24 protein-coding genes and 1 tRNA gene are annotated in these 23,788 nt (G+C 58.9%); 12 read left to right on the top strand and 13 right to left on the bottom strand.

Going from position 1 to position 23,788, the window contains the following annotated elements:
- Positions 1 to 8 precede the first annotated feature (8 nt).
- On the top strand, positions 9 to 416 hold the full coding sequence (locus tag GRI62_RS11975) for a hypothetical protein (protein WP_160731878.1): 408 nt from the start codon (positions 9 to 11) through the stop codon (positions 414 to 416).
- Positions 417 to 444: 28 nt separating this feature from the next.
- Here GRI62_RS11975 and GRI62_RS11970 read toward each other — a convergent pair whose 3' ends face one another.
- A complete protein-coding gene (locus GRI62_RS11970; RefSeq protein ID WP_131453550.1) occupies positions 445 to 603 on the bottom strand; it encodes a DUF1674 domain-containing protein in 159 nt (52 codons plus the stop codon).
- A gap of 56 nt (positions 604 to 659) precedes the next feature.
- Between GRI62_RS11970 and GRI62_RS11965 the strand changes: the two genes are divergently transcribed.
- Positions 660 to 1,955, top strand: coding sequence for an RsmB/NOP family class I SAM-dependent RNA methyltransferase (locus GRI62_RS11965; protein WP_131453549.1), 1,296 nt, complete (start codon positions 660 to 662; stop codon positions 1,953 to 1,955).
- Here the strand turns inward: GRI62_RS11965 and GRI62_RS11960 are convergent.
- Both GRI62_RS11960 and msrA read right to left on the bottom strand, forming a co-directional pair.
- Positions 1,946 to 2,584, bottom strand: a complete 639-nt coding sequence (locus GRI62_RS11960) for a glutathione S-transferase family protein (protein ID WP_131453548.1) — start codon at positions 2,582 to 2,584, stop codon at positions 1,946 to 1,948. The genes GRI62_RS11965 and GRI62_RS11960 overlap by 10 nt on opposite strands.
- Positions 2,581 to 3,114 carry a peptide-methionine (S)-S-oxide reductase MsrA gene (gene msrA, locus GRI62_RS11955; protein ID WP_131453547.1) on the bottom strand — a complete coding sequence of 178 codons (534 nt, stop codon included), beginning with the start codon at positions 3,112 to 3,114 and terminating at the stop codon, positions 2,581 to 2,583. The genes GRI62_RS11960 and msrA overlap by 4 nt, the downstream gene beginning before the upstream one ends.
- Before the next feature lie 100 nt (positions 3,115 to 3,214).
- On the opposite strand from msrA, the gene GRI62_RS11950 reads away from it, so the two are divergent.
- The 6 genes from GRI62_RS11950 (at position 3,215) to GRI62_RS11925 (ending at position 7,117) form a co-directional block, all read left to right on the top strand.
- A complete protein-coding gene (locus tag GRI62_RS11950; protein WP_199799938.1) occupies positions 3,215 to 4,066 on the top strand; it encodes a class I SAM-dependent methyltransferase in 852 nt (283 codons plus the stop codon).
- Positions 4,067 to 4,095: 29 nt separating this feature from the next.
- Positions 4,096 to 4,551 carry a YybH family protein gene (locus GRI62_RS11945; RefSeq protein WP_131453546.1) on the top strand — a complete coding sequence of 152 codons (456 nt, stop codon included), beginning with the start codon at positions 4,096 to 4,098 and terminating at the stop codon, positions 4,549 to 4,551.
- A 58-nt stretch (positions 4,552 to 4,609) separates the two neighbouring features.
- Entirely contained in the window at positions 4,610 to 5,377 is a 768-nt protein-coding gene (locus tag GRI62_RS11940; protein WP_131453545.1) for an SIMPL domain-containing protein, read from the top strand.
- A gap of 10 nt (positions 5,378 to 5,387) precedes the next feature.
- Positions 5,388 to 6,251, top strand: coding sequence for an N-carbamoylputrescine amidase (gene aguB, locus GRI62_RS11935; RefSeq protein ID WP_131453544.1), 864 nt, complete (start codon positions 5,388 to 5,390; stop codon positions 6,249 to 6,251).
- Between the two features lie 20 nt (positions 6,252 to 6,271).
- Positions 6,272 to 6,748 (top strand): 2-amino-4-hydroxy-6-hydroxymethyldihydropteridine diphosphokinase, encoded by a 477-nt coding sequence (gene folK, locus GRI62_RS11930; protein ID WP_234032898.1) that lies wholly within the window; start codon positions 6,272 to 6,274, stop codon positions 6,746 to 6,748.
- A gap of 292 nt (positions 6,749 to 7,040) precedes the next feature.
- Positions 7,041 to 7,117 (top strand) — tRNA-Lys (locus GRI62_RS11925).
- Positions 7,118 to 7,133: 16 nt separating this feature from the next.
- Here GRI62_RS11925 and GRI62_RS11920 read toward each other — a convergent pair.
- A complete protein-coding gene (locus tag GRI62_RS11920; RefSeq protein WP_131453543.1) occupies positions 7,134 to 7,667 on the bottom strand; it encodes an NUMOD4 domain-containing protein in 534 nt (177 codons plus the stop codon).
- 73 nt (positions 7,668 to 7,740) lie between these two features.
- Positions 7,741 to 8,088 (bottom strand): NUMOD4 domain-containing protein, encoded by a 348-nt coding sequence (locus GRI62_RS11915; RefSeq protein ID WP_131453542.1) that lies wholly within the window; start codon positions 8,086 to 8,088, stop codon positions 7,741 to 7,743.
- A gap of 124 nt (positions 8,089 to 8,212) precedes the next feature.
- Between GRI62_RS11915 and GRI62_RS11910 the strand changes: the two genes are divergently transcribed.
- Genes GRI62_RS11910 through GRI62_RS11895 form a run of 4 tightly spaced genes read left to right on the top strand, consistent with a single transcriptional unit; the run spans position 8,213 to position 10,530 of the window.
- Positions 8,213 to 9,430 (top strand): tyrosine-type recombinase/integrase, encoded by a 1,218-nt coding sequence (locus tag GRI62_RS11910; RefSeq protein WP_131453541.1) that lies wholly within the window; start codon positions 8,213 to 8,215, stop codon positions 9,428 to 9,430.
- Positions 9,431 to 9,444: 14 nt separating this feature from the next.
- On the top strand, positions 9,445 to 9,888 hold the full coding sequence (locus GRI62_RS11905; protein WP_131453540.1) for a hypothetical protein: 444 nt from the start codon (positions 9,445 to 9,447) through the stop codon (positions 9,886 to 9,888).
- Positions 9,881 to 10,252, top strand: coding sequence for a hypothetical protein (locus GRI62_RS11900; RefSeq protein ID WP_131453539.1), 372 nt, complete (start codon positions 9,881 to 9,883; stop codon positions 10,250 to 10,252). The genes GRI62_RS11905 and GRI62_RS11900 overlap by 8 nt, the downstream gene beginning before the upstream one ends.
- Positions 10,252 to 10,530 carry a hypothetical protein gene (locus GRI62_RS11895; protein WP_131453538.1) on the top strand — a complete coding sequence of 93 codons (279 nt, stop codon included), beginning with the start codon at positions 10,252 to 10,254 and terminating at the stop codon, positions 10,528 to 10,530. Before GRI62_RS11900 ends, GRI62_RS11895 begins: the two co-directional genes overlap by 1 nt.
- Here GRI62_RS11895 and GRI62_RS11890 read toward each other — a convergent pair.
- The 8 genes from GRI62_RS11890 to GRI62_RS11855 form a co-directional block, all read right to left on the bottom strand.
- Entirely contained in the window at positions 10,508 to 11,017 is a 510-nt protein-coding gene (locus GRI62_RS11890) for a hypothetical protein (RefSeq protein WP_131453537.1), read from the bottom strand. The genes GRI62_RS11895 and GRI62_RS11890 overlap by 23 nt on opposite strands.
- Before the next feature lie 15 nt (positions 11,018 to 11,032).
- The gene (locus GRI62_RS11885) at positions 11,033 to 16,354 is read right to left on the bottom strand and encodes a hypothetical protein (protein WP_131453536.1); all 5,322 of its coding nucleotides are present in this window, start codon (positions 16,352 to 16,354) and stop codon (positions 11,033 to 11,035) included.
- A 15-nt stretch (positions 16,355 to 16,369) separates the two neighbouring features.
- Entirely contained in the window at positions 16,370 to 17,131 is a 762-nt protein-coding gene (locus GRI62_RS11880) for a hypothetical protein (protein WP_131453535.1), read from the bottom strand.
- Between the two features lie 11 nt (positions 17,132 to 17,142).
- On the bottom strand, positions 17,143 to 17,505 hold the full coding sequence (locus GRI62_RS11875) for a hypothetical protein (RefSeq protein WP_131453534.1): 363 nt from the start codon (positions 17,503 to 17,505) through the stop codon (positions 17,143 to 17,145).
- Positions 17,506 to 17,518: 13 nt separating this feature from the next.
- The gene (locus GRI62_RS11870) at positions 17,519 to 21,889 is read right to left on the bottom strand and encodes a tape measure protein (RefSeq protein ID WP_131453533.1); all 4,371 of its coding nucleotides are present in this window, start codon (positions 21,887 to 21,889) and stop codon (positions 17,519 to 17,521) included.
- Positions 21,890 to 21,904: 15 nt separating this feature from the next.
- The gene (locus GRI62_RS11865; protein WP_459208452.1) at positions 21,905 to 22,222 is read right to left on the bottom strand and encodes a phage tail assembly chaperone; all 318 of its coding nucleotides are present in this window, start codon (positions 22,220 to 22,222) and stop codon (positions 21,905 to 21,907) included.
- Between the two features lie 47 nt (positions 22,223 to 22,269).
- Positions 22,270 to 22,710: a hypothetical protein gene (locus GRI62_RS11860; RefSeq protein WP_131453531.1), complete on the bottom strand. Its 441-nt coding sequence runs from the start codon at positions 22,708 to 22,710 to the stop codon at positions 22,270 to 22,272.
- 102 nt (positions 22,711 to 22,812) lie between these two features.
- The gene (locus tag GRI62_RS11855) at positions 22,813 to 23,721 is read right to left on the bottom strand and encodes a phage tail tube protein (protein ID WP_131453530.1); all 909 of its coding nucleotides are present in this window, start codon (positions 23,719 to 23,721) and stop codon (positions 22,813 to 22,815) included.
- Positions 23,722 to 23,788: the final 67 nt, after the last annotated feature.

The raw sequence follows: 23,788 nt of genomic DNA, 5'->3' as shown, positions 1-23,788 counted from the left end.
GGCGACGCTTGCTCGCGTTGGTACGGAAATCAGAAAGCTCCCTACATATGCGGATGTATGCGGTTGCTTTGGACGAGCTACGTGCGCGGTGGCGCGATGGTAATCATTTCGTGGGGAAAGATGACATCGTTCGATGGTCAGAACTAAGCGGCTTGAGTGTGACCGATGTACTCGACAAGTTAGCTGTCGAATTAGCGAGCGATTTCTTCGTCGGTTTCCTCGGTTGGGAATTTGTCGATAACGCGGCGAATGCGCTTTTCGCCGCGCTAATTGATCTTTCAGGGGATGAGAAACTTGAATGGCCGACCGATTTTGACGAGTTCTATTTGGCCTTCGACTATAGCGAAATGAGGGGTCCGAAAGACCGCGAGCTCATCCGAGCGTTTCTTGCGAAGCACAGCCAACTGACTGGGTAATTTCTGCAGCGCTGTGGCTTGTCGCCCCTCAAAAATCGATCGCCACACCCTTGATCACCCAGTCGCCGTAGCGCGTCGGGCTGAGTTCCTCGTCCACCACCGGTGCTTCCGGTGCGGGCGGGGGTTCGCTGGTCCAGTGGGCGGGTTTGGCGAATGTTTCGGGTCGCTGAGTGGCGCGTTTGGTCATGGGAGCAAGATGGGCGCACTGGCGCAGGCGCGCAAGGCGGACTAGAAGCCGGGGCGATGGCCCAATCCCCTTCCGCTCAGACCCCCTCCACCCCGATCGCCCCCACCCCGATCGCCGGCCTGCCGCCGCGCCGGGCCGCGCTCAGGATGCTCGATGCGGTGCTGCGGCGGGGCGAGACGATGGAGCAGGCGGGCGGGGCGGCGAATGGTCTCGCCAGCTTTTCCGACCGCGCGCTGGCCCGCGCCATCGCCGGGGAGGTGCTGCGCTGGCTTACCGACCTCGACGCGCTGATCGATGGCGCCACGCGCGAGGTGCTGCCAACCGACGCCAAGGTGCGCATGGTGCTGCGGATGATGCTGGCGCAGTGGCTGCGGCTGGCAACGCCGCCGCACGCCGTGGTGGCGACTGCGCTGCCGCTGCTCGATGGCGGGCCGAAGCGGCTGGCGCACGGCGTGTTTGCGACGTTGACGCGGGGCGAGGTGAAACTGCCGCACGATCCCACATTGCCACCGGAAGTCGCGGCGCGCTGGGGCGAGCGGGCGCAAGCCATCGCCGCGGGGCTGGCCACCCCGCCGCCGCTCGACCTCAGCCTGCGCGATCATGCGCAGACCGACGCTGTTGCCGAGCAACTGGGCGGTATCAGCCTGGCGCCCGGCCACGTCCGCCTGCCGCGCGGCGCGGGGGTCGAGAGCCTGCCCGGGTTCGACGACGGCGCCTGGTGGGTGCAGGATCTCGCTGCCACCATCCCTGCAAGATTACTCGGTGCCGGATCAAATGAAGGCGACGGCCGCCGCGTGCTCGACCTGTGCGCCGCGCCCGGCGGCAAGACGCTGCAACTGGCGAGCATGGGGTGGCAGGTCACTGCGCTCGACAATTCCAGCCGGCGCTTGGAACGGCTGCGCCAGAACCTCGACCGCACGGGCCTTTCCGCCGCCATCGTGGAAGCCGACGCGATGGGCTGGCATCCGGACGCGCCGTTCGACGCGATCCTGCTCGATGCGCCCTGCACCGCGACCGGCACCTGCCGCCGCAACCCCGACGTCATCCACCGCATCGGACCGCGCCAGATCGAGGCAGCGGCCACGTTGCAGGCGCAGTTGCTGGAGCGCGCCGGCAACTGGCTCGCGCCGGGCGGCACGCTGGTCTACGCGGTCTGCTCGCTGGAACGCGAGGAGGGGGAGGGCGTGGCCGCTACCTGCGATCTGCCGCCCTTGCCGATCAGTGCCGACGAACTGCCCGCCGGGTTGCAACCTACGGCAGAGGGCCAGGTGCGCACCGATCCGGGGATGCTGGCCGAAGCGGGCGGCCTCGACGGGTTCTTCATCGCCCGCTTTCGCGAAACTCAGGCGTAGGCGTAGGGTCCACCCTTCGCCAGCGCCGTGGCATAGGCGGGGCGGGCGTGGATCTTCTCCAGCCAGGCGATGGTCGCCGGGCGGTTGGCTCCCAGTCCGGCACGGTGACGGGCGGCCTCCAGCGGAAAGCTCATCATCACGTCCGCCGCGCTGAAGGCGTCTCCGGCAAACCATGCGCGGCTGGCCAGCTCGCTCTCGACGTAATCGAGATGCACGTCGATCATCGGCTGGATGCGCTTCATTGCCGGCTTGCCCATAAGCGGGATCTTGGACAGCACCAGCTTGAGCAGCAGCGGCGGCATCAGCGAGCCTTCGGCGTAGTGCAGCCAGAAGCGATAGCGCAGCGCGCCCTCCCGGTCCGTTGGGGCGCCCAGCCTGCCGCCCGCCTGGTCCACCAGGTATTCCACGATCGCGCCTGTCTCGGCCACGACCTGTCCCCCGAGGTTGTTCGCGTCCTCGATCACCGGCAACTTGCCGAGCGGGTGCACGCGCCTCAGCTCCGCCGGCGCGAGCATCGTCGCCCGGTCCCGCTCGTAGCGCTTCACCTCATAGGGCAGGCCCAGTTCCTCGAGCATCCACAGCACGCGCTGCGAGCGTGAATTCTCGAGGTGGTGGACGGTGATCGTCACGCCTTGACCTTGTCGGCAAAGCTCTTGCGCAGCTTCATCAGCTTGGGCGGAATGACCGCGAGGCAATAGGGGTTGCGCTGACCTTCGCCCTCCCAGTATTCCTGGTGGTAGTCCTCGGCCGGATACCACTGGCTGGGGTCCTCGATGGTGGTCACGGCCTGCTGGCCCTGGTGCCCTTCGTTCCAGCGGGCGATGGCAGCCTCGGCCTCGGCGCGCTGGGAGTCGTCCGCCGGGAAGATCGCGCTGCGATACTGCGTGCCGACGTCATTGCCCTGCCGGTTGAGCTGGCTGGGATCGTGGGTGCCCATGAACATGTCGTAGATTTCGGGCAGGGTCACGACCGCCGGATCGTAGGTCACGCGGATCGCCTCGGCATGGCCGGTGTCGCCGCCGCAGACCTGCTTGTAGGTCGGGTCCGCCACGTGGCCGCCGATATAGCCGCTCTCCACCTGCTCCACGCCGATCACGTCGCGGAACACCGCTTCGGTGCACCAGAAGCAGCCGCCGGCGATGATTACTGTCTCGGTCATTAACTTGTCTCCTTTGTCCGTCCATGTGGGGACCAAGGTCGCGCTTGTCATCCACCCCCGCGGCGCTAGGTTCGCGACCAGACCGAACAGGGAGATCTTCATGCGAATTGCCGCCATTCTCGCCGCCGCGTTGCTGACCACCGCAATGCCTGCCACCGCGCAGGAGGCCATGCCCGGCAGCTATCAGGAACGCGCGCTCAACATGGAAAGCGTGCTGCTGCATCCGCGGCGCGAGGCAGACCGGGCGCGCGACCAGTATCGTCATCCCGCCGAAACGCTGGAATTCTTCGGCGTGGAGCCGGGCATGACCGTGGCCGACGTGATGCCCGCTGGCGGCTGGTATACCCGGGTGCTGGTGCCCTACCTCGGCAGCGAGGGGACCTACATCGGGCTCGACCCGCTGATCCGCCCGGGCCTTTCCGCCGGCTGGAACAACTACGCCAACGCCGCCACCCGCCTGCCCGAAAGCGCGAGCGGCTGGGTCGGCAGCGACGGCGCGCCGGTCGTCGGGCTGAACGTGGGTGACGAGGCGGTGGCGAGCCGCGCGGGCACGGTGGACCGGCTGCTGATCTTCCGCGAGATCCACAATCTTCGCCGGATGGGCTTCCTCCACGATACGCTCGTCGCCGCGCGCACCCTGCTGAAGCCTGACGGCATGGTCGGCGTCGTCCAGCATCGCGCGAACCCCGATGCGCCCGCCGACTACGTGCTGGGAAACAACGGCTACCAGCGCGAGCAGGACGTGATCGGCATGTTCGAGGCCTATGGCTTCGAGCTTGTCGCCCGCAGCGAGATCAACGCCAACCCCAACGACCCGGCGGACTGGGACGGCGGCGTGTGGAACCTGCCCCCCAGCTTCGGCAACGCGCCAGAGGGCAGCCCCGAACGCGCCCGCCGCGCCGCCATCGGCGAAAGCGACCGCATGACCCTGTTGTTCCGCAAGCGCCCGTGATGGTGCGCGGGATACGGCTATCGCTGGTCATGGCGGGCACCCTGGCGCTGGCCGCCTGCAACGGGGCCGATGCGCCCGAACCGCAAGCCAGCGTCGCCGAGGTGCCGCAGGTTGCCGATATCGAGGCGGCGCTGAACGACAGCGCGGCAGGCTGGAACGAGGGGGACATGACGCGCTTCCTCGCCGTCTATTCGGGCGACCCGCGCACCGCCTTCGTCGGCGGGGAGGAGGTGATCCACGGGCGCGGCGCGATCGAGACGCGTTACCGCGACCGCTACGACTGGTCCGGCCCCGACCCGTCCGGTCGCGGGGTGCTGAGTTTCGTCACCGAGGATTTCCGCCCGCTGGGGCAGGACCATGCGCTCTACGTGGGCCGCTACGTGCTGGAATATCCGCAAGGCAAGCCGCCCGCCACCGGGTTCACCAGCCTGGTGTTCGAGCGCGAGAACGGCAAGTGGCAGATCATCTCCGACCATTCGAGCTGACTTGACGGGCGGCAAACCGGGCGTAAGTGTTATACTGTAACATCGAGAGGTCGCTCCCATGAAACAGCCCACCCTGCTCGCCGTGACAGGATGCATCGCCCTGACGGGATGCAGTGCCGATACCACCGATCCCCGCGGGGTCGACAGGTCGGAGACGTTGCTTTCCGTCAGCGCTTCGGGGGAGGCCGATACCCGCCCGGACGAGGCGCAGTTCCAGGCCGGCGTGCAGAACTGGGGCGCCAGCGCCGCCGCCGCATCCGAAGCGACGCAGGACGACATTGCCGAAATCGTCCAGGCCCTGCGCGCGCTGGGCATTGCGGAAGACGACATCCAGACCAGTGCGGTGGGCGTCCAGCGGCTCGACTACGGCGACCGCGAAGGGCAGTTCCAGGCCACCAACACGCTGACTGTGAGCGTGCGCGACATCGACAAGGCCAGCGCGGCGGTCACGGCGGTGACGGGGGTGGGCGCCAACATCGTTTCCGGCCCTGACCTGCGCCTGTCCAATCCGGAGGCGGCCGCCAATTCCGCCTATGCCAATGCCTATGCCGCCGCCCGCCGCCGGGCCGAGGCCTATGCCGAGGCCGCGGACATGGAGATTTCGCGCGTGCTGTATATCCGCGATACCGGCGGTTCGCAGGGCAACCGGTACATCGGCGGGGCGCAGCAGATCGCCTATCAGGTCGCCCCGCCGCCGGTCGCCCCGCCGCCGCCGGTGGCCATGGCGCCTCGTCCCGAGGAAGGCGGTTACGGCGCCACGATCATGCCCGGGCAGACGACCAGCAGCGTCACGGTGCAAGTGGACTTCGCGCTCACCGGGAAGTAACGGCTGGCAAATGACAACGCTGACCGTCGCCGCCCTGCAACTTGCCCTTGGTGCAGAGGACGAAGCCACCAATATCGCCGCCGTCTCGGCGCTGGTGGAAGATGCCGCCGGCAAGGGCGCGCAGGTCATCCTGCCGCCGGAACTGTTCTCCGGCCCCTATTTCTGCCGCGAGGAAAAGGACGCCTTCTTCGCGCTCGCCCACCCGACGCTGGAGCATCCCTCCGTCATCGCCATGCAGGCCCTGGCCGGCAAGCTGGGCGTCGCCATCCCGACCAGCTTCTTCGAGCGCGACGGGCACCATTACTACAACACGCTCGCCATGATCGGTGCCGACGGCGAGGTGATGGGCACATACCGCAAGAGCCACATTCCCGACGGGCCGGGCTACGAGGAGAAGTTCTATTTCCGCCCCGGCAACGACGGGTTCAAGGTGTGGGATGTCTTCGGTGCGCGCATCGGCATCGGCATCTGCTGGGACCAGTGGTATCCCGAAACGGCGCGCTGCCTCGCGCTGAAGGGCGCGCAGGTGCTGTTCTACCCCACCGCCATCGGCTCTGAGCCGAAGGACGCGGAGATGGACACCAGCCGCATGTGGCGCCGCGCGATGATCGGCCACGCCGTGTCGAACTGCATGCCGGTGGTCGCCGCCAACCGCATCGGGCACGAGGGCAGCCAGGACGCCGGCAACCGTTTCTACGGCCACAGCTTCATCTGCGACGAATGGGGCGACATGATTGCCGAGTACGGCGCGCAGGAGAGCGGTGCCCTCGTCGCCACGCTCGATCTGGAAAAAGGGCGCGAGCACCGGGCGAGCTGGGGCTTCTTCCGCGACCGCCGCCCGCAACTCTACGGTCGCATCGCCGAGGATATCTGAGCGCGCACCACACATATCTCGTGGCGTTGGGGAGCAACCAGCGCCACCCCCGCCTTGGTGCTCCGCGCGGGGTGGTAGCCGCGGCGATGGACCTGATGGACGGCGACCTGGGCGAGGTCGTCGCCCGCTCGCCGATCGTGACCAGCGCGCCCGTCGGTCCGTCGCTGCGAACCTATGCCAACGCCGCCGTGGTGCTGGATAGCGAACTGGCACCCCACGACCTGCTGCGTGCCCTGCAAGGCCTGGAGGCGGACCTTGGCCGCACACGGCAAGGCCAGCGCTGGCGGGCGCGCACGATCGACCTGGACGTGGTGCTGTGGAGCGGGGGGATCGTTGCCACCAGCGACCTCGCGGTGCCGCACCCGCTGTTCCGCACGCGGCGCTTCGTGCTGGGGCCCGCCTCGGCCATCGCCCCCGACTGGCGCGACCCGATAACCGGCCTGACCCTGCGCCACCTCCATGCCCGCTTGACCCGCCCCGGCCGCCTGCCTAGGTGACCGCGCATTGGTCGGGCCCGTAGCTCAGTAGGTAGAGCAGCTGACTTTTAATCAGCCTTTGGGCACTCTTACACTCGTCAAATTGACAGAAAATCCTCAAAAATACCTCTAATTATCAATATTTTACGATTAAAAGAGGTATCCTTGATCGACAGGTCCGAATTTTACGGATCGAGCGGTTTTGGACCTTGATTGGTCCGAAATTTTGGTCCGAAATTTTCTGGCCCGATTTTAGGGTCGAGGAGATGGTTGGCAAAATCTGTTAGCGACGCTAGAGGATGCGTCGTGTAGTGAACCCGTAGCTTAATAGGTCAAAGCGTCCGCCTTTTAAGCGGAGGAGTCTGGGTTCAAGTCCCAGCGGGTTCACCACACACACACACTCAGCTTAGATATGCTTCCACGTCTCGCGGCGTCTGATCTTGCTGATCGCCTTGTCACTGACGCCATATTTCCGCGCCAGCGCCAGCCCGCTTTCTGCGCTGGCGCGAATGGCCAATACGTCAGCTTCAGTCAGCTTGGCGTCTTTGTGTTTTTCACCTTTTTCAAGCACGTGAATCTTGCACCCGTTTCGAATCGCGTCGAGCCGATTATCGGTGTGTGTTCCCCAAGCTAGATTCCCCAACCGCATATCAGTTTTGACATCGTTCAGGTGCCGCACAATCGGGTGCCCGTCAGGGTTCGGAATGAAAGCCTCGGCCAGCAAGCGGTGAACTAGACAATTCCGCCCTTTCCGATCTTTGCTTAAACAAACGATGGGGTATCCATCCTTGTTGATGCGGTGATCTAATATCCGTTCCTTCAACACCTGTGGTGATGAACCTCGACCGCGATACACCGTTCTCGATAAGGTTTTGACGCGACCTTGATCACTAATCTCGTAAAGACCCTCATAGCCTTCAATTGTTTTCCATGTTTCCATTCACCAGTGTTGGCGAAATGACTTTGGAAAAGTCGATATTTACGAGATCGTATCCGAAAACGTCTTTATAGAACTATCGATTATCGAGATTTTGCCAGACGGTGCCCCAAGCAATGTTGATGGCGCGGCAGTCTGTCTTGAGGTTGTTTCGGTGCCGCGTATGGGCAAACCCGTGCGGGTTCGGAATGAACGCCGCCGCCACCAGTCGCCTCACCATGAACGTCTTGCGCTTTCCGTCTCGTGTCAGGGTCACCAAGACGTTGCCATTGCGATCGGCGCGCGGCGGCAGGATTCTTTGCTTCAAGATTTGCGGCACAATACCTCGACCTCGATCGACTAAGCGCGACATTGTCTTCACGCGGCCCAAGTTGCTGATCTCATAAAGACCCTCGTAACCTTCAATCGCCTTCCATTCTTCCATCGTTTGATGATGAAGATTGCGATGATCTCAAGTCTATATGTTTGATCAACCGTCTGATCGAATCTCCCTTGCAAACCTCTTCGCGGCTGACTAGGTCCAAAAAGCTGACTTTGGAGATAGTGCGATGCCTGTGGTGAAAAAGAAGATTGTGCTGACGAAGAACGTGACGGCGGCGACGATCGATAAGTTTAAACCCCGCGAGAAAGAATATCTGTTGGCTGACGGTGTTCAACGGCACCTGTATCTTGTCGTGTCGCCGAAAGGTGTGAAGTCGTGGCAGTTTAAGGCGAAGGTCGACGGTGATCATTTCAAGAAAAGGTTCGGGAAATGGCCGATCATGTCGATCGACAAGGCGCGCGAAAAGGCCAAGCTGTTGAACGTCGCGCGCGATACAGGGCAGCTAACAACCGAAAAGGTCAAAACGAACACCTTCGAAGCGTTTGCCGAGGAATTCCTAGCAGACAAGCAACGCGAAGATCGCGGCATCAAGACCATTCACGAATACCGCAAGACGCTTAAGGGGCACGTTTACCCAATCATCGGGTGCAAGGACGTCGCGGACATCACCCGTGCTGATATCGATGCGATCATCAACCCGCTTCGCGATCGCAAGAAAGGTGTCATGTCCAACCGCGTGTTGGCAATTCTTCGCCCGATCATCAAGAACGCGGTGGCGCGCGATATTCTCGCCAAGGACGTGACTGGGCACGTGCGGAAATTCAACGAAGCAAAGAACAAGACGTCGCGCCGCGCCCTGTCGATCGACGAATTGCGGCTGGTATGGGAAGCCGCCCGCCACCTGCCAGACGGCCAGCGCGATGGTATTCGCTTGATACTCTTGACAGGCCTAAGGAAGATCGAGGCGTTCGCCGCGCGCACCGCCGATTACGATGGCAAGACCCTCACCATCCCCGCTGCCGAGTTTACCGATCGGCGCGGCCACACCTTCCCTGTCTCACACGCGAAGAACGATCGCCCGCACCCGTTGAAGTTGGGCCCGAAAGGCCGCGCTATCCTTGATGCCAACAAGGGCGGCGAATACTTTTTCGCCGAGGTCGTGCACAAGAACATGTTCCACGAGGTATTGCCCGCCCTGAAGGCGGCGCTGGCCGAGGATGGCCACGTTCTCGAAACCTTCGACATTCACGCTCTTCGCACGTCGGTTCGCACGGCCATCACCAGTGACGCGATGCGCGCCCACGGCCACCGTTTCAGCGCCGATGAAGGTTCCATCTTTATGAATCACAAACGCGAACACCTTACCGAGATTTACGATCGCGGCGACCATCGCGGTATGATCGAGGAAATGCTTGCCGCGTGGGAATCGCTCTTGCTGCCGTAACCCCTAAATAGGGCGTGTTAGACGCCCCGATCTTTGCAGATATCGTGTTGGCCGTGCGAGCGCTTCTAGCGCTTGTCACGGCCTACAATTGTCTCTGGTCTGCACCATGGCTGGCACGACTGTGGCGCGGCGAAATGCTGGTTATATCGACGCTAAAGGGCGGCATCTTCCTGATCTCGGCGGGCATGTTGACGATGCAATCCTTGGTGCTGACGAATATCGATCAAGGCGCGGATTCGGCCTTCGCGCTGTTGGGCTTCCTCGGCCTGTTGATCGGCAGTATCTTCATCGCTCAAGCCCACCGCGCAAAATGGGTCGATCGGCTGATCGCTTTGGAAACGACATCATTGACGATCGAAAGATTGATGAAAGACAGTGACAAAGAAACTGCCGTTCTCGACGCGCAACTTGAAAGAGATTTGAAGTCGGCAGTCGCGAAGGCGGTGACGCGTGATTGATTTTTTAAACGCAATCCCGAAAGACAGTCTCGCATTCGCCCTCATAATGGCGATGTTCGTTTTGTTCGGACAAGTGCTGATCAAGTGGATGGAGAACCGCCGCGCCGAAAAAGCGAGCGATCAAACACACTCGATCGCGGCCCAAGAGACGACGCTGAAACTCGTCACCACGCTAAATTCTGAAATGGATCGTTACGAGGAAGAGTTAAAGTTTGAGCGCACACGGGCAAACGAAGCCCGCGATCACGTTCGCCAGCTTATCCGCCACCTCGAATTGATCGCGCGCGCCACCACACCCGCCGATCGTAAGACGGCTGAAGAGGCCGCGCTCCTATATATCGACACGATCAGGATTGGTTACTGATGTTCGCGGCAATTCATCGTTTCCTGAAATCGTGCGACGGCGAACGTATGGCCACGCTTTCAATGCGCTGGGCACGGCCAGTCTTCTTCATGTTGCTGACGATCCTGTTGATCGTGGGTTGGTGGTATCCCGAACGGATGGATGCCTATTTTACTGCACTATCAAAAGTGCCTGATTGGTTAGCGCAAATCATCACAATCCTCGTGCTTGGGCTGGCGATCGAGAAAGGCCTAGCCCGCCCGATCGCTGACGTGATCAAAGCGGTGAAGGGTCCGTAGGGAAAAGGACGCCCGCGCCCTCACTTTCGCCACCTGCCGCGATAGTTGCAACCATCAAGTCATTCCGAATTGATACGCTAGTCGCAACGTCTTGTGAGACCTTTAAAGGGCCCGTGCTGATGCCATTTTCATCCACGTCATCGTCGAGCGGTTCACCCAACATCAGCAAGAGAACCTGCCTCGTTAGATGGCTGACGCCATAGTCAGCGACATCGCCAGCGGTGAAGGTTGCGCGATATTCATTCTCAACGATCTCGCCAGCGTTGTCACAGATGGTTGAACCGTCAGCATGAACGGCACGAGCCCACGCGCACACCACGAGCCCGCCCGTATTCGGTTCGCGGTGAGGCTTGACCGACATCGCTACAAGATCGCCTGTGTCCAATTCGACAAGGGTTTCATCGACATAAAGCCCCGCGCCGATCTCGTCATCAGCAAGATCGGCATCGCGCGCGGGCAGGGTAAGATTGGTTTGTGTGAACATCATCTATTTAGTGAGTTTTTACGGTATCTGTTGATTAGGGTCTTGCGGATTGTAAACGCCACCGCCGCCGCCACTTGAACCCGAACCGCCACTTGAACCGCTTGTCGGGAACGTCACCGCTACAACGCCGATGAAGACGTTGTTGTCGTTGTTATACTTGGCGTTGCGATCGATCGTGGCGATCAATGTCTTGCTGCCGCCCCATAGTGCAGGGTTGGCATTTTCGGTCACGTATAGGTGAAACGTCTTTGTCTCCCCCACGTTGCCCGTGACGTTCGCGGTCATGGCATTGTAAGAGATCGGTGACGATCCAATCAACGCTTGGCCAGCGCCCACGCTGATCGTTGCGGTGCCATTTGAGGCCGCTGAATAGCTAACCGCACCCGTGAAGGTGAAGCCGACGTTGAGCGACGTGATAGGCGCAAGGTTACGCGCATCACCCACGCGCTGGCCACTGCCGCCAACGGTGAGGTTGTAACCTGTTGAGGCCCGATCGCGCACGGTGCTTGCCGTGGTGCCCGCGACTGCCGATGTATCAGCCGCCGTGCCCAAGTTAGTGATCACCTCGGCGTCGGCCAGCACGTTGCCATTCGAGCGCTTGAGATTCGTGCCAGCTACAGCGCCAACCGTTGCACCAGCGGCAATGCCGCCAAGCTTCGTGCTGGCGCTGTTATCGACAAACGCCAGCCCCGCACCCGCCGCCTTATCAGCGTCGAGCGCGCCGCTGTAGGTGCCGCCGCCATTGCGAGCGAGGATGTTTGACGCTTCGCGAATAGGCGCGGGGATATTACGCACGATGTCGCCGCTGGCGTTAAGGCCAGCGTTTGCCCGCAATGCCCCATCTTTGACCGTAGCGGCGGCAGTGCCTCCAACGGCGGTGACGTCAGCCGCCGTGCCCAAAATGGTTATCACCTCGGCGTCGACCAAGTGTGTGCCGTTTTGACGCTTGAAATTGGTGCCAAGCTGCGCACCAACAGTCGCGTTGTTCTCAGGCCTATTCGCGCCGCCAACTTCGTTCCACGTCGCGTTGTTGTAGGACGTGAACGCGATGTCATAGATGCGCCCATTTTCGAGGAAAACCGAACCCTTAAAGAAAAGCGGGCCCGTGTATGTTGAGGCCTGTTCGGTGATGACGACACCATTTGCCGAAACTCTTACGCGAACACCATCGTAGGCAATTTGCCAAAGCGTGGTGTCCAACGGATAGGCCGCACGACTGGCGATTAGTACGTCGTTGAAATACCAATTGTCTTCAGCGTAACGCACCTGAAAAATGTAAGCGCCATTGTTATTTACAAGATCGGTTGCGCCGCAAAGCCCAGCGTGACTGTAACTCTTATCCATTCGAAAGCTGCAAACGGCTGAGTTGAGAAAATACTCTTCGCTGTAAAAACTGTAAAACCCGTTTTGAGGTTCCTTTTTACGCGCCGCACTCGATTGAATGTCAAAAATGTTTGGCGTGACGCTGACAAGGTGAAGCGAGTTACCATCAATGCCGTGCACGCCATCGCCAACAAAACTGACCTCATTCATCTTGCCGCCTTCATTGAGAAAGCTGGTATCGAGGTGCATCTTGCCAAGCGAGTCAACGACATTGAGAAAGCGATGAAATTCAACGCCGTTCTTGCGGCAAACGATATCGGTAAACTCGTGCGAAACGGACAAGATATCGCCGATCGAGTAGGCAACAGTCGGGAAGACAAAGTTAGTATAAATGTTGTGGTTGTTACCAAAAGTGATGGGCGCGGCTGTGCCATTAGCGCGCGTGTTGATTCCAAAATCAATCGTCTCGTATGACACGTTTGAAGTGACGGTTTTGTTGAGACCGATGATGACATGATCAAGCACCGCGACTTTGAACGAAGCTGTCGCCTGATACTTTGCTTCAACGCTGTAAAAGCCTTCATTCCAACCTTGTCCACCTGAAGTCTTGGTGAATGAATTGACGCCACGTGTGATGCCTGCTGACATCGTTGGCGTGAAGCTGAGACCCGTCAGACCGTCCGCACCAGCTTGACCGTCTTGGCCATCTTCACCCTTGATCAGCGCCCACCTGTAATCAGCGGGATTAGTTGATTCCGTCGTGGTCGTCTTGTTGTTGGCAAAGCCGACATGGGTGTGAACAGACGTCGGGTTTCCAGTGGTGAAGTTGGCGCTGCCTGTCGCATTCGAAGCGTAAGCAATCCAAACATAGGTTGGTTGGCCATCTTGGCCGTTTTGACCCGCGACGCCGTCACTGCCTCTGATCAAACTCCATTTGTAATCAGCGCCATTCGTAGACGGCGTGGATGATATCTTGTTCTCCGCGATACCGATATACGTCTGGCCAGACGGCACACCCGTGGTGAAGCCGCTGGTGCCTGTGCTGTTGTTTGCGTAGGCGATCCACGTGCGAAGTGACTGCCCGTCAGCGCCATCGGCACCATCTTGCCCGTCAGCGCCGTTGGTGCCGTTTTCAGCCAATTTTTCAGGTGCAGACCATTCAGTCCCCGCGATCGCGTCGCTTGCCGCCACCGCCGATGCCAGTGCCGTTGCCCTCGTTACCCAAAGCGGTAAACCGTTGTTCGCGGGAATAGCCACGGTCCAACCATTGCTCAAACCTGTCAGCGCCGCTGTGGCAAAGGTGTACGTTGCTGTGGCTGAAGGTTTCGCTGGTGCACTCGCTGCCCGCTGAAAAACGAGCAACGGAACGCTTTGAAAGCCACTGGTGCTGGAAATTACGGGCGTCGCCCATTCGCTTGACGCGATAACATCACTAGCGGTGGCAGATGATGCGCTGGCCGTCGTAACCCAAAGCGGCAGACCGTTGTCGGCAGGGATTGCTTGCGTCCAACCGTTGTTGTGACCGCTCAAGATACCTGTCGCAAAGACGTAAGTGCTGCCGTTGCTTGAAACGGCGGGCTGTGTCTCCAATCGACGATACAAATAGACAGTGGCGTTGTTGAGGCCGTCTTGGCCATCCACACCGTCAGCACCATCTTGACCGTTTTGTCCGTCAGCACCGCTGGCACCATCTGCAACGAATAAGACATCGCTGATCTCTGCACCGCCGTGGAAAGAAGAATCCAACGCAAATCGATCAGTCTTTTCGGCGACATTCGCCCAACGCCAAAATTCAACATCGTTGCGATAAATTGCGATATCACGATCCTCGTGAGAGACCGTGTAGCGGTCACCCGCGACCGCTGTGCCCAGACTGGTTGTTGACGAACTTTCACCATAGGTAAATGCGCTAATATTTGCGCCCTCGATATAGACACCATACCCGACGGTAGCCCTATCGGTGCTTGCCGACGGTTCTTGCGAAAGACCGACGATGACAATTTGTGACGATTGTGCGCTAGTGAAAGAGACGCGGGCTTGAGCAAGTTTTTCGCGAGAATAAACCTGCGCATCGAACGCGTGACTGTAAGGCGTTTTTAAGAAACCATTGGCGGTGCGAACGATGCCACCTGAGATCATCGGCGTCCAAGTCAGACCGCCCAAACCATCAGCACCAGCGGGCCCGATTTGCCCCGCCTTATACTTGATTGCGGCATCCAACGCATCGCGCTTCGCATAGAACGAAACCAGCGTGTTCTTGAACGTCACGGGCGATATTGGTGTGCTGAAGGCGGTGTCTGTATACGCGGGTGTTAGAGTGCCGAGATAGTTGATCAGGCTGGTGTAAGCTTGATTGTATTCGGTCTTTTCAGTCGCGAGCCCGTGGAAATCGGCAAGGTCAAGCAAGCCCTGTCGAGCGTTGTTGATCGTCTCAATTTCCCGCACGAGGATACGCTTTTCCGATGGATCGAGAACGTCATCTGAGTTGATGTCATCGATGCGGAAATTGGCGGTGTTCGCGGCGACTTGTGCTGATGCTGCATTCGCCCGCGCCTTATCAACCAACTCATTAAGCACCGTCTGGCGTGCACTGTAGACGTCGGCAAACTTCGCCCGATAGGTCGAGGCGACGATCGGCGTGTCAGTTGCCGTGTTGTTGTAAGCTGGGCTGAGCCCAGTCAGGTATGTCGTCAGTGCCGAGATCGCGGCATCGTAAGCCGATCGAGACACGCCGAACACGTCGGCCTTGGCATCGATGTCACCTTGTTCGGCCAAGAGGCGGTTGTATTCGGTGATCGTGGCAAACTTGTCTGTGCGATCGAGAACACTGTCATCGGCCATCGTGGCGAGACGAGCGTTTGCGGCATCGGCACCAGCCTTGGCAGTATCGGCGGCAGATTGTGCGATCTCGACGCCCTCGGCGGCGATCTTCAGCACTTCGCTAATCTCGTTTGCGCTGTGCACGGTCCAACACGGTGTGTGGCCGATCTTCACGGTGTGAGCGGGCGGCGCGGCAGGAAGCTGACTTATTTCAACAACGATCGGGAACCGCTGCTTGTTTTCCAGAAGAGCGATCGGTGTTTTACCATCGGCCCAGCAATCGGTTGCCCTGAAGACACCGTTCGAATCCGTGAACAAGAAACCGAGACCATCGAAGAGCGATCGCGCGGCATCACCAATCGATGTTTGCTCAGTCAGGTAAAGGCTTGTCGATTCACCCCACTGATCGAGCGACGCGTCGTTATAAGGTGCACCAGCTTCGTTCAAGAGCGCTTTGGCGATCGTGGCGATCGTGGTGCCCACGCCAGACACGTCAACCGTCACCTTGCCACGAGGCTGGCCACCAAGGCGAAACATGCCGATCGCGGGTGCTGCCGCCCACTGGCCAACTTCAAGCGCGGCACTGGTGAGGGCGGCATAGGTGGTGACGGTTGTGGCAGGGTTGGCCGCAACCTCGATCGCGTTCTCGTATACCTTGCTGATGGCAGCAACGGCACCGTCGTTGACCTGATACACCTGATAAATGGGATCGACCAAGACGGGCGTGACGTTGGCACACACGCCGTATGCGCGCGGCTTCAGAGAGCCCTTCAGGTTCTCGGCACCCTCGGCACCGCCCGTGCCCGCAAATGACTTCAAGAGCGGTTTGTCGGTAAGCTGTTCATTGCCCGAAAGCGCAAGCCCGCCTTGGCGTTGATCTCGCTTGAGGTGCCCAACCGAGCCTTTGTAGATGATGCGATCACCGTTCCAAACCGTTGCGGGTGTTCCGTTGAACGAAAAATCTTGCCAAGAAATCGTGTAGGGCGTGAAAAACTCGATGCTGCCATGATCGATGTCCAAGGCATCGGGCATACCATCGGTGAAGAACGACACGCGGCGCGTCGGCCCTTTCATTAGCAACGGTTCCCACGCGGCATCCATGAAGACGGGTTCGGCGTTGGCCGAGCAAAGGCGCAAGACGACAGTGGTGTTGGTCTTGGTGTTGAGCGGGTTTAATTCGACATAGAAACTTTTCACGCTCTATTTAGCGAATCATACAACCAAACTTCGTATGACGAACTCGATCTTCCAAGTGCCACTTGCTTGCATGGTTGCAGTCGCCACGTTTTGAATGCGACCGAACGCCGAGAACCTGTGGTGTGATTGCGGGTCGTCATCGGGGGCGAAGAATACCGCGCGTGTCTTGCCGATCACGGCTAAATTTGAGGACCATGTTTCAAAGTCAGCTTGATCGATAAACGAAACCGAAACCTTGTATTGCGGGTAAGTCTGGCCTTGATCAAAAAACTCATACTGTGGACCGCTGTAGACGATCGAATCGTCAACCCACGACATTTCCGCGCCTATATCGAGCCCACCCGTTGTGCCTAACGGCATTGCCTTTCCGATGACTAAGCGCCGCAAATTCATCGCACCCGATGACGCACGAGTGAAGTCGATGCGAACGTAACGAGCCGTTTGGGCTGGAATTCGATAACTCGACTTCGTCATATAATAGCCGCTTGGATTTGTCGGTTCGCGCCAAGGCAATTCGCCCGAATCATAGACACCAACACCTGTCGGTGTGTCACCCGTGCGAATTCTTACGGTGACAAAGGTTCCACTGATAAACACGACGGTATCGAATGCGCCCTTGTCGATCTCATACCACGGGCGCGTGTTTTCGACGATGATGTAACTTTGTGTTGACCCTGTTGGGCTTGCCCAAAGCATGGACGGGATATCATTGAACGCATTGCTTAGCGGGAAGTTTGTTTGCGAAGGCCCTTCCACGCCAGCGAGTGCGTTTGGCATAACTAGAAGCATTACATCGACCTCAGCAAGATTTCGGTGGTGTTGGAATTGTAGTCGGTTGTGAAACCTGCGAGTTTGAATATTTTCGTCGCGGTAATGCCGTATACGAAACTCGTGATAGTATACTGCGGAAGATTCACATCGATGTCTTCCAATTCGATGATACCCTCGATCTTGACCTCGTAAACATCAACAGACGAGTCATTTGCCGCGACAATCTTTGCAAGATATGCAAGTGCATCGTCTTTGCTCAGTCGGGTTTCCACCACGATTTGACGCGAGTTTTTAAACTTCGCTTCGATCGCGGCATCCTTGATCTCTTCGTATCTGTAAGGCGCGCTTACAAAAGCGGCACGGTTCGGGTCGATCGCCATCACCTATTTAGGCTCAATACTGTTGCGTGATGCGACCGTTCACCGCGCGCGGTGCGACAAAGGTGTCATTCGATGGTGCAAGCGCCTGTTGCTCAAGAACCTGCCTCAAGAGGTCGTTTGTGATGCCGATTTGCCCAGTGATCGCGTCGGTTTGCTGGTGGATCGCCACGACGGTTGAATCGTCGATCGCCGCCGTGGTGTTGGCAATCAGCGCGCCAGTCGTGTCATTCAACATGTTGCGAATGGCGACAAACTGAGCGGTCGAGCCGTAAATGTCACCAGCACCGCCGAGGATAGCACCGCCGAGGTTGGTAAACTTGTCCTGATCGACCGTCTGGCCAGCCATGATCGCGGACTTCATCGTCTCAAATTCCGCAAGGTTACGTGTCAGCACGGAAAGCTTCGTGTAACCGCCAGCTTCACCCGTCAGGTTCTTTTGGAAATCCTTGAGCCCGCTTAGCTGATCTTCCATGTAGGCCTTCAGCTTGAGGCCGCGATATTCCTCGACCGTCGCAAGATCAGACGCCGTCGCACCAGCGCTCTTCATGGCCTCGATCATCTTGTCGAGACCATCCTTGATTGCGTTCGCGCCGCCGCGAAGAGGGTCTTTCAAGATGGCAAGATCGTCGATGATCTTTTCGAAACCCTCGGCCAGCCCCAAGCCCGCTTGGCCAAGCTTTTGAATGGCACGCTTACTGAAATCACTGATGCCAGTCAGGATGCCCTTCTTGAGCATTTCATCGATCGCGAATGCAACGGCGGCTTCAGCGTTGTCGCCAAAATCGACCGTGCCCTTGCTCTTTTTCTTCAGCTTGCCAGTCGAGCCCAGCGTGTTGACGCGATAGCTGTCCTTATACATGCCGATGGTGATGCCACCGCCGCCACTGATGCCAGCACCAAGGCGCGCGGCAATGTCGTTGATCGTGCCCGCAACCTGATTGCTAAGGTTCTTCGAAGCTTCCTGTTGTTCCTTGCCACGCCCAGCGATGGCCATGCCCTTAAGCTGGCCCGTCGAGGCATCGACCTCGAAACCAGCGGTGCCATACTTCGATTTCTTCAGTAGGCCACCGACGAGCCCGCCGAGGGTCGAGCCGATCAACGATCCAGCGGGTCCGAACGCCGAACCCAGTGCCCCGCCCACGGAACTTCCCGTGGTCGAGAATTTCGACCAAATCATCTTGCCCACGCCAGCGACGGCGCTGCCAATCTGAGCGCCTTGCATAGCGCCGCCAAGGGCGTTGCCGAGCCCCTTGATAAACGAACCTTCCTTCAATGGGTTGAAGGAATCCTTGAGCCCCCTGAAGCTGTTAGCCATGCTATCGAGCGGCTTGCTGAAGACCTCTTGCATACCCGTTTGGAAACGCCCGATGCCTGCATCAACGGCTTCACCAAACGGGTTGCGATTATCCTTGGTGCCACCAAACAAGCTGGCAATGCCGCCAAGCAATCCGCTTTGCGAATAATCGCCTTGATTGGCACGGTTCATGGCATCAACCGCGCGCCCGATCGCGTTCACGACGTCGCCGAGCATTCCACCAAGCGCATCACCAATCTGATAAATCGAGTTGACGACGTTTTGCTGAAACTCGTTCGCGATTGCTGACATGGCGTCGTCATAGTCCTTCGCGCTGCCCTCAAGGGCGCGCGTCACCATAGTCTGCCAAGCATCAGCCGCCACGTCTGACGGCCTGATTGCCGCGTTGATTGCTTCGTTACGTTCGCGATAATCCCGCTCAGCCGATGCACGAGGATCGAGGCGACGCCCGTAATCCTCGATCAAGTCGCGGCCAGTATTCTGCAATTCGCGAAGACGGGCTTGCTGCGCATCATACGCGGCATTCTGTTCAAGGATCGTGCGAAGACGCTGTTCTTCTAACAGGTATGTTTCGGACTGAAGATGCTCGATCGACAAGCCTGTGTTGAGCGCGTCGAGGCGACGATCAGCGATCGCGTCTTCAATTGCCTGTTGCTCTTCAGAAAGACCATTGACGCGCATACCGTTGACGATCGCGCGATTGCCTTGCTCATAAACCTCTTGCTTAATACTGCCCAAGGCCTCGGCGGCACGTGTGGCGATGACTAGTGCTCGAATCTCGGCTTCCTGCGCTTGTCCGAAACGTGCACCAAGAATTGCTCGACCTTCATCGATCTTCCTGCGCTCTTCAGCCTCGTGCTTGAGTAGGCTGGCAAACGCCAACTCATCCTGCATCTTTTGAAGGAATTCGTCGTATTTTTTGTTGGCGTCTTCAATCTGACGCGCACGTTCACGGCCCGCACGATCGCCGCCATTGCCGTCAGGTGAAGCCATAGCGGCCACGGCGGGCGTGTTGTCGTTGGCACCAGCGGGCGTGGTGCGCCTTCCCTCGTTATTGATGGCATCACGCCGCCCGTCGATGCGGGTTTCCATGCCTGCGACGTGATCACTGGCAAAGGTGTAGCGTTCGAAAGAGGGCATCGTGTTTGCCACGGCTGCACCAAAACTCTCACCAGCGGCGCGGCCTAGTTTTACGTGACCAACGGTGCCGATGTCGCCAACTCCCGGGATTCTTTCCGCCAAGCCGATAAGCACATTGAGCCCGTCAACCGCCTTGTTGATCATGCTTTCGACGCCGCCGATCACCATGTTAGCGATCGACGTGACGGCGGCACCAACTAGGCGCGGCGCATTCGCAAAGGCCGCGCCGATCGACTTGCCCAAGAACATGAAGGCCGAGACCATAAGGTCGATACCGTTGGCGACGAACCTGACAAGCCCCATGAAGGTGAATTCGATGTTCCCGAAAACGGCGGTGAACGCGGTGCCCACGGCGCTGATGATCGGCTGAAGGAATGCGGCCAGTGGCGCAAAGATTTCACCGATCGTGGTGAAGGCAGATGACGCGGCACTCGTGATGCCGTTCCACACGTCACTGACAACGCCAGCAACGGCGGTGAACGCCGCGCCGATGTCTTCCATGACGATGGCGGCAAAGTCGGCCAGAGTGCCGAGGCCATCGGTGCCAATCTGAATCTGATCGCTGAATTGATAAATCGCCATCGCCGCACCCACGATGACGGTGGCGAGGGCAACAAACGGGTTGGCCATCAGCGCCGTGTTGACGCCCATGATCGCGCGCTGAGCGAGGCCCATTGCACCAGCGAAACCTGCACTGATGCCGCTGGTTGCGCCCATGGCGATGCCCAAGAATTGCACTTGCTTATACAAGGCCGAGACGGCGTTGATCGCACTGCCGAGTGCCATCGCCGCCTTCATGGTGACGAAGGCCGAGCCCACGACGATCGCCGCCTTGGTGATGTTGCCAAGGTTGCTGACGATCAGGCCGATGCCCGCCGAGATCGGTGCCCAGATAGCGGCGGCGATCGGTGCGATGGTGGCAAAGCTTTCGCGAAGCTGCGCGCCGAATTCTTGGATGCGCGGCAACACGCCGTCGATCCACTGGTTGAAGGACGCGGTAAGCTGGGCAAGGCTGGTGTTGACGTTAAGGCCATTCGCCAGCGCTGACGCCATCTGTGTGATGCCGTTGCCAACGGTGGTGCGAACGTCAGCAAACGTGACGGGAATCTTGCCGAATTGCTCTTCGATCTTCGCGATCGCGGCAGGATCGGTAAGGGCATCAGTGATCGCCTTGCCCGTGATCTTACCCTCGGCCCCCAACTTCTTAAGCTGACCGAGTGGAATGCCCATGCTATCGGCGAGGATTTGCATGAAGACTGGCGAGTTTTCGGCCAGTGATTTGAATTCGTCGCCTTGCAACACACCACTCGACATGGCCTGTGAAAGCTGAAGGATCGAAGAGTTTGCTTCGTCGGCAGATGCGCCGCCAACCTTCAACGCCATGGCAAAGGTGCGTGTGGCAACAGACGCGTCGGCTTGGCTGATGCCGAGGTTGCGGCTGTTCATCACCATCTTTGAATACAGGTTGCCAACCGCACCGATCTCAGAGCGCGTGGCACGTGCGATACTGACGATGTCAGCCATGCCTTGCGTAAAGCCCGCTTGTGAGCCTGTGGCGATGCGAAGACGTGCTTCCATGGCGCTGGCCGCGTCAGCGACGTTGGTGAAGCCCATAACCATCGTAGCGAAGACGCCAGCGGCCATGCCGAGGCCAGCAAGCGCGATCGTGGTCTTACCCAGTGCCGAGCCGAGACGGCCAAGCGCTGACACCGAACCGCCGATGTTGTTGTTCGCGGCTGCCATGTTGCCAGCCATGGTGCGCGCCGCCGTGCCCGTGCGGGTGAATTGTCCCGCCGAATTGGTAAGCTGGCCGTTTAGTCGACCAAGCTGGCCACCATTGCCGATCGAGGCAAGCGCCTGATTGACCTGCATAGCACCAGCGCGCGCGGCACTGGCATCGATCGTTATCTTGATACTTTTTTCGGACACGCCGTATTTAGGCGATTAGGAAGCCTTCTTGTTCTTAGCGGCTTCCTTTTCGCGCTTATCATCAATCAATCTTTGGCGGCGATTATCAACCGCACCGATTATGCGTTTGAATGTCTCGTATTCCTGACGATCGAGATCATAGTCTTGCGCATAAGCACGTATGGCAGTCAGCGGTATCAAGCCGCTGCCAGACATGCCGATCGGGCGTTCACTGTTCAATTCGATAAAGGCGTTCCAATAGAACACCGATATCTCGTGAAGCGGTGGTTGGGTCGCCAGCACGGCGGCGGCACGTTCTTGTGCGCCGCCGCTGGCATTCTCAGCAAGATCGATAAGCGTTGACAGTTGCGGTGTCGTAATCTGCCACTCGATCAGCGCGCTTAGTTTTTTCTTACGGTTTCCTCTTCACCCGCGTCGTCTTCATCTTCCTGATAATAGACGTTGTTTGACGCGTAGTCGGCCAGATAAATCATCACGATATGCGCCTCTTCCATCTGAAGATACTCATACGCATCATCGGGTGTGAAAGCGGGCGAAACCGCCTTCTTGTCGTTAGGGTCGGTGGGAAGCTTCCAATCGATCATGCTGATGTAGGCAAGCGACGCGGCGGCGCGCTTGGTGTTGTCGTTTTCCTTGTCGTTGTTGATGCGCTTTTCAGCATAGATGCGCTTCTTGTCGCGCGCGGTTTTCTGACTAAGCTGATCGATGAACTTCAGCTTGAATTCGCCATAAACGATGCCCGCTTCATCTTCGACCGTAAACCAGCGGCCCTTATCAGCGACGGCCTTATTGACGCGTGCGGGCACGTAAAACTTCGACATATTTGATTTCCTCACAAAATGGATTGTGAAGTATTTAGGCAAAAGAAAACGGGCGATGCCGTTAAGACACCGCCCGTCCGTTTTCTCCAAATTTGTGAGGAATTAGGAGAGACGCTCAAGAATGATGTTGGTGCCATCAGCGGTGGTGTTCGCGCCGCTGAAGTCGGCCTTCACGATAATCGCCGAACCGTCTTCGCTATCCTCAGGAACGCGGAATTGAGCGGCGGGAACCGTGAGCCTGTAGCCGTTGACGCCAGAGCCCATGGTGATCACGAGCGGTAGGCCAGCGGGTGCGGCCAGCGACGCGAAGTAATCGGTCGAAGGCATGAAGAATTCGACCGAACCCGAAACCTTGCGCTGGCCAGCGGTGCCGATCGCACGAGCGGCGGTGCTGCCAAACATAAACTGGGCCGAGCGATCAAACTCGACCATCGTTTCGAAGGACACGAAATCGACGGTAAGCCCGCCGAGCGTCATGGTGACATCTTCGCCAGCCAAGCCCAGCGTGGTTGCGGGATCGGCGTAAGTCGCACCAGTCACGATCGCGCTGGAATTGGTGAAGGTCGTGCCGACGAGATCGAAGGAAACCATGACGTTGTCAGTGGCCTTGCCGCTGAAGGTCGTCTTTGACACCTGCGTTGCAAGAACGCGGTGATAGCGGTTCACGGAATCCTTCATCAGCTTCTCGACGGTGACGCTGGAATCAGTCGCGCCGCCCTTGAGGGTTGCGGTGTTCCAAGCGCCGCTGAAACCGCTGGCGAGCAAGAGATCGATCGACGCGTCACGCTGAAAATGAGCGTTCAAGGTGCCAGCGGTGCTGTAGGCCGCACGGCGTCCACCGTTGCTGCCACGGTTCGGGCGCACGGCGGGTGAATCAATCCACTCGCTGGTGCTGGTGATATTGTCGCCGCTATTGTGCGGGAAGATTTTGAAGGCGGGCGTGGCGGGTGTAACACCCGAAACGGTTTCGCCAACAACTGCGAACTGAGTGTCGCTAGGTGAATAAGCCATAAGTAATTCGCTCCAAAATTAGATCAAGATGGAGCGTCTTGCTCCGCGCCTTTATTTATCGGTGGCG

This window comes from Aurantiacibacter arachoides (genome assembly GCF_009827335.1).
Classification (GTDB): Bacteria; Pseudomonadota; Alphaproteobacteria; order Sphingomonadales; family Sphingomonadaceae; genus Alteraurantiacibacter; species Alteraurantiacibacter arachoides.
Note: the sequence above shows the minus strand (reverse complement) of the source record. Positions and strands in the feature narration are given on the sequence as shown.

Coding starts and splice junctions, on each gene's coding strand:
- GRI62_RS11940 (WP_131453545.1), top strand. CDS start 4,610: ATGAAACAGCCCACCCTGCTCGCCGTGACAGGATGCATCGCCCTGACG.
- GRI62_RS11950 (WP_199799938.1), top strand. CDS start 3,215: ATGCGAATTGCCGCCATTCTCGCCGCCGCGTTGCTGACCACCGCAATG.
- GRI62_RS11890 (WP_131453537.1), bottom strand. CDS start 11,017: ATGATGTTCACACAAACCAATCTTACCCTGCCCGCGCGCGATGCCGAT.
- GRI62_RS11920 (WP_131453543.1), bottom strand. CDS start 7,667: ATGGAAACATGGAAAACAATTGAAGGCTATGAGGGTCTTTACGAGATT.
- GRI62_RS11915 (WP_131453542.1), bottom strand. CDS start 8,088: ATGGAAGAATGGAAGGCGATTGAAGGTTACGAGGGTCTTTATGAGATC.
- msrA (WP_131453547.1), bottom strand. CDS start 3,114: ATGACCGAGACAGTAATCATCGCCGGCGGCTGCTTCTGGTGCACCGAA.
- aguB (WP_131453544.1), top strand. CDS start 5,388: ATGACAACGCTGACCGTCGCCGCCCTGCAACTTGCCCTTGGTGCAGAG.
- GRI62_RS11880 (WP_131453535.1), bottom strand. CDS start 17,131: ATGCCAAACGCACTCGCTGGCGTGGAAGGGCCTTCGCAAACAAACTTC.
- GRI62_RS11875 (WP_131453534.1), bottom strand. CDS start 17,505: ATGGCGATCGACCCGAACCGTGCCGCTTTTGTAAGCGCGCCTTACAGA.
- GRI62_RS11860 (WP_131453531.1), bottom strand. CDS start 22,710: ATGTCGAAGTTTTACGTGCCCGCACGCGTCAATAAGGCCGTCGCTGAT.
- GRI62_RS11910 (WP_131453541.1), top strand. CDS start 8,213: ATGCCTGTGGTGAAAAAGAAGATTGTGCTGACGAAGAACGTGACGGCG.
- GRI62_RS11970 (WP_131453550.1), bottom strand. CDS start 603: ATGACCAAACGCGCCACTCAGCGACCCGAAACATTCGCCAAACCCGCC.
- GRI62_RS11855 (WP_131453530.1), bottom strand. CDS start 23,721: ATGGCTTATTCACCTAGCGACACTCAGTTCGCAGTTGTTGGCGAAACC.
- GRI62_RS11945 (WP_131453546.1), top strand. CDS start 4,096: ATGGCGGGCACCCTGGCGCTGGCCGCCTGCAACGGGGCCGATGCGCCC.
- GRI62_RS11895 (WP_131453538.1), top strand. CDS start 10,252: ATGTTCGCGGCAATTCATCGTTTCCTGAAATCGTGCGACGGCGAACGT.
- GRI62_RS11965 (WP_131453549.1), top strand. CDS start 660: ATGGCCCAATCCCCTTCCGCTCAGACCCCCTCCACCCCGATCGCCCCC.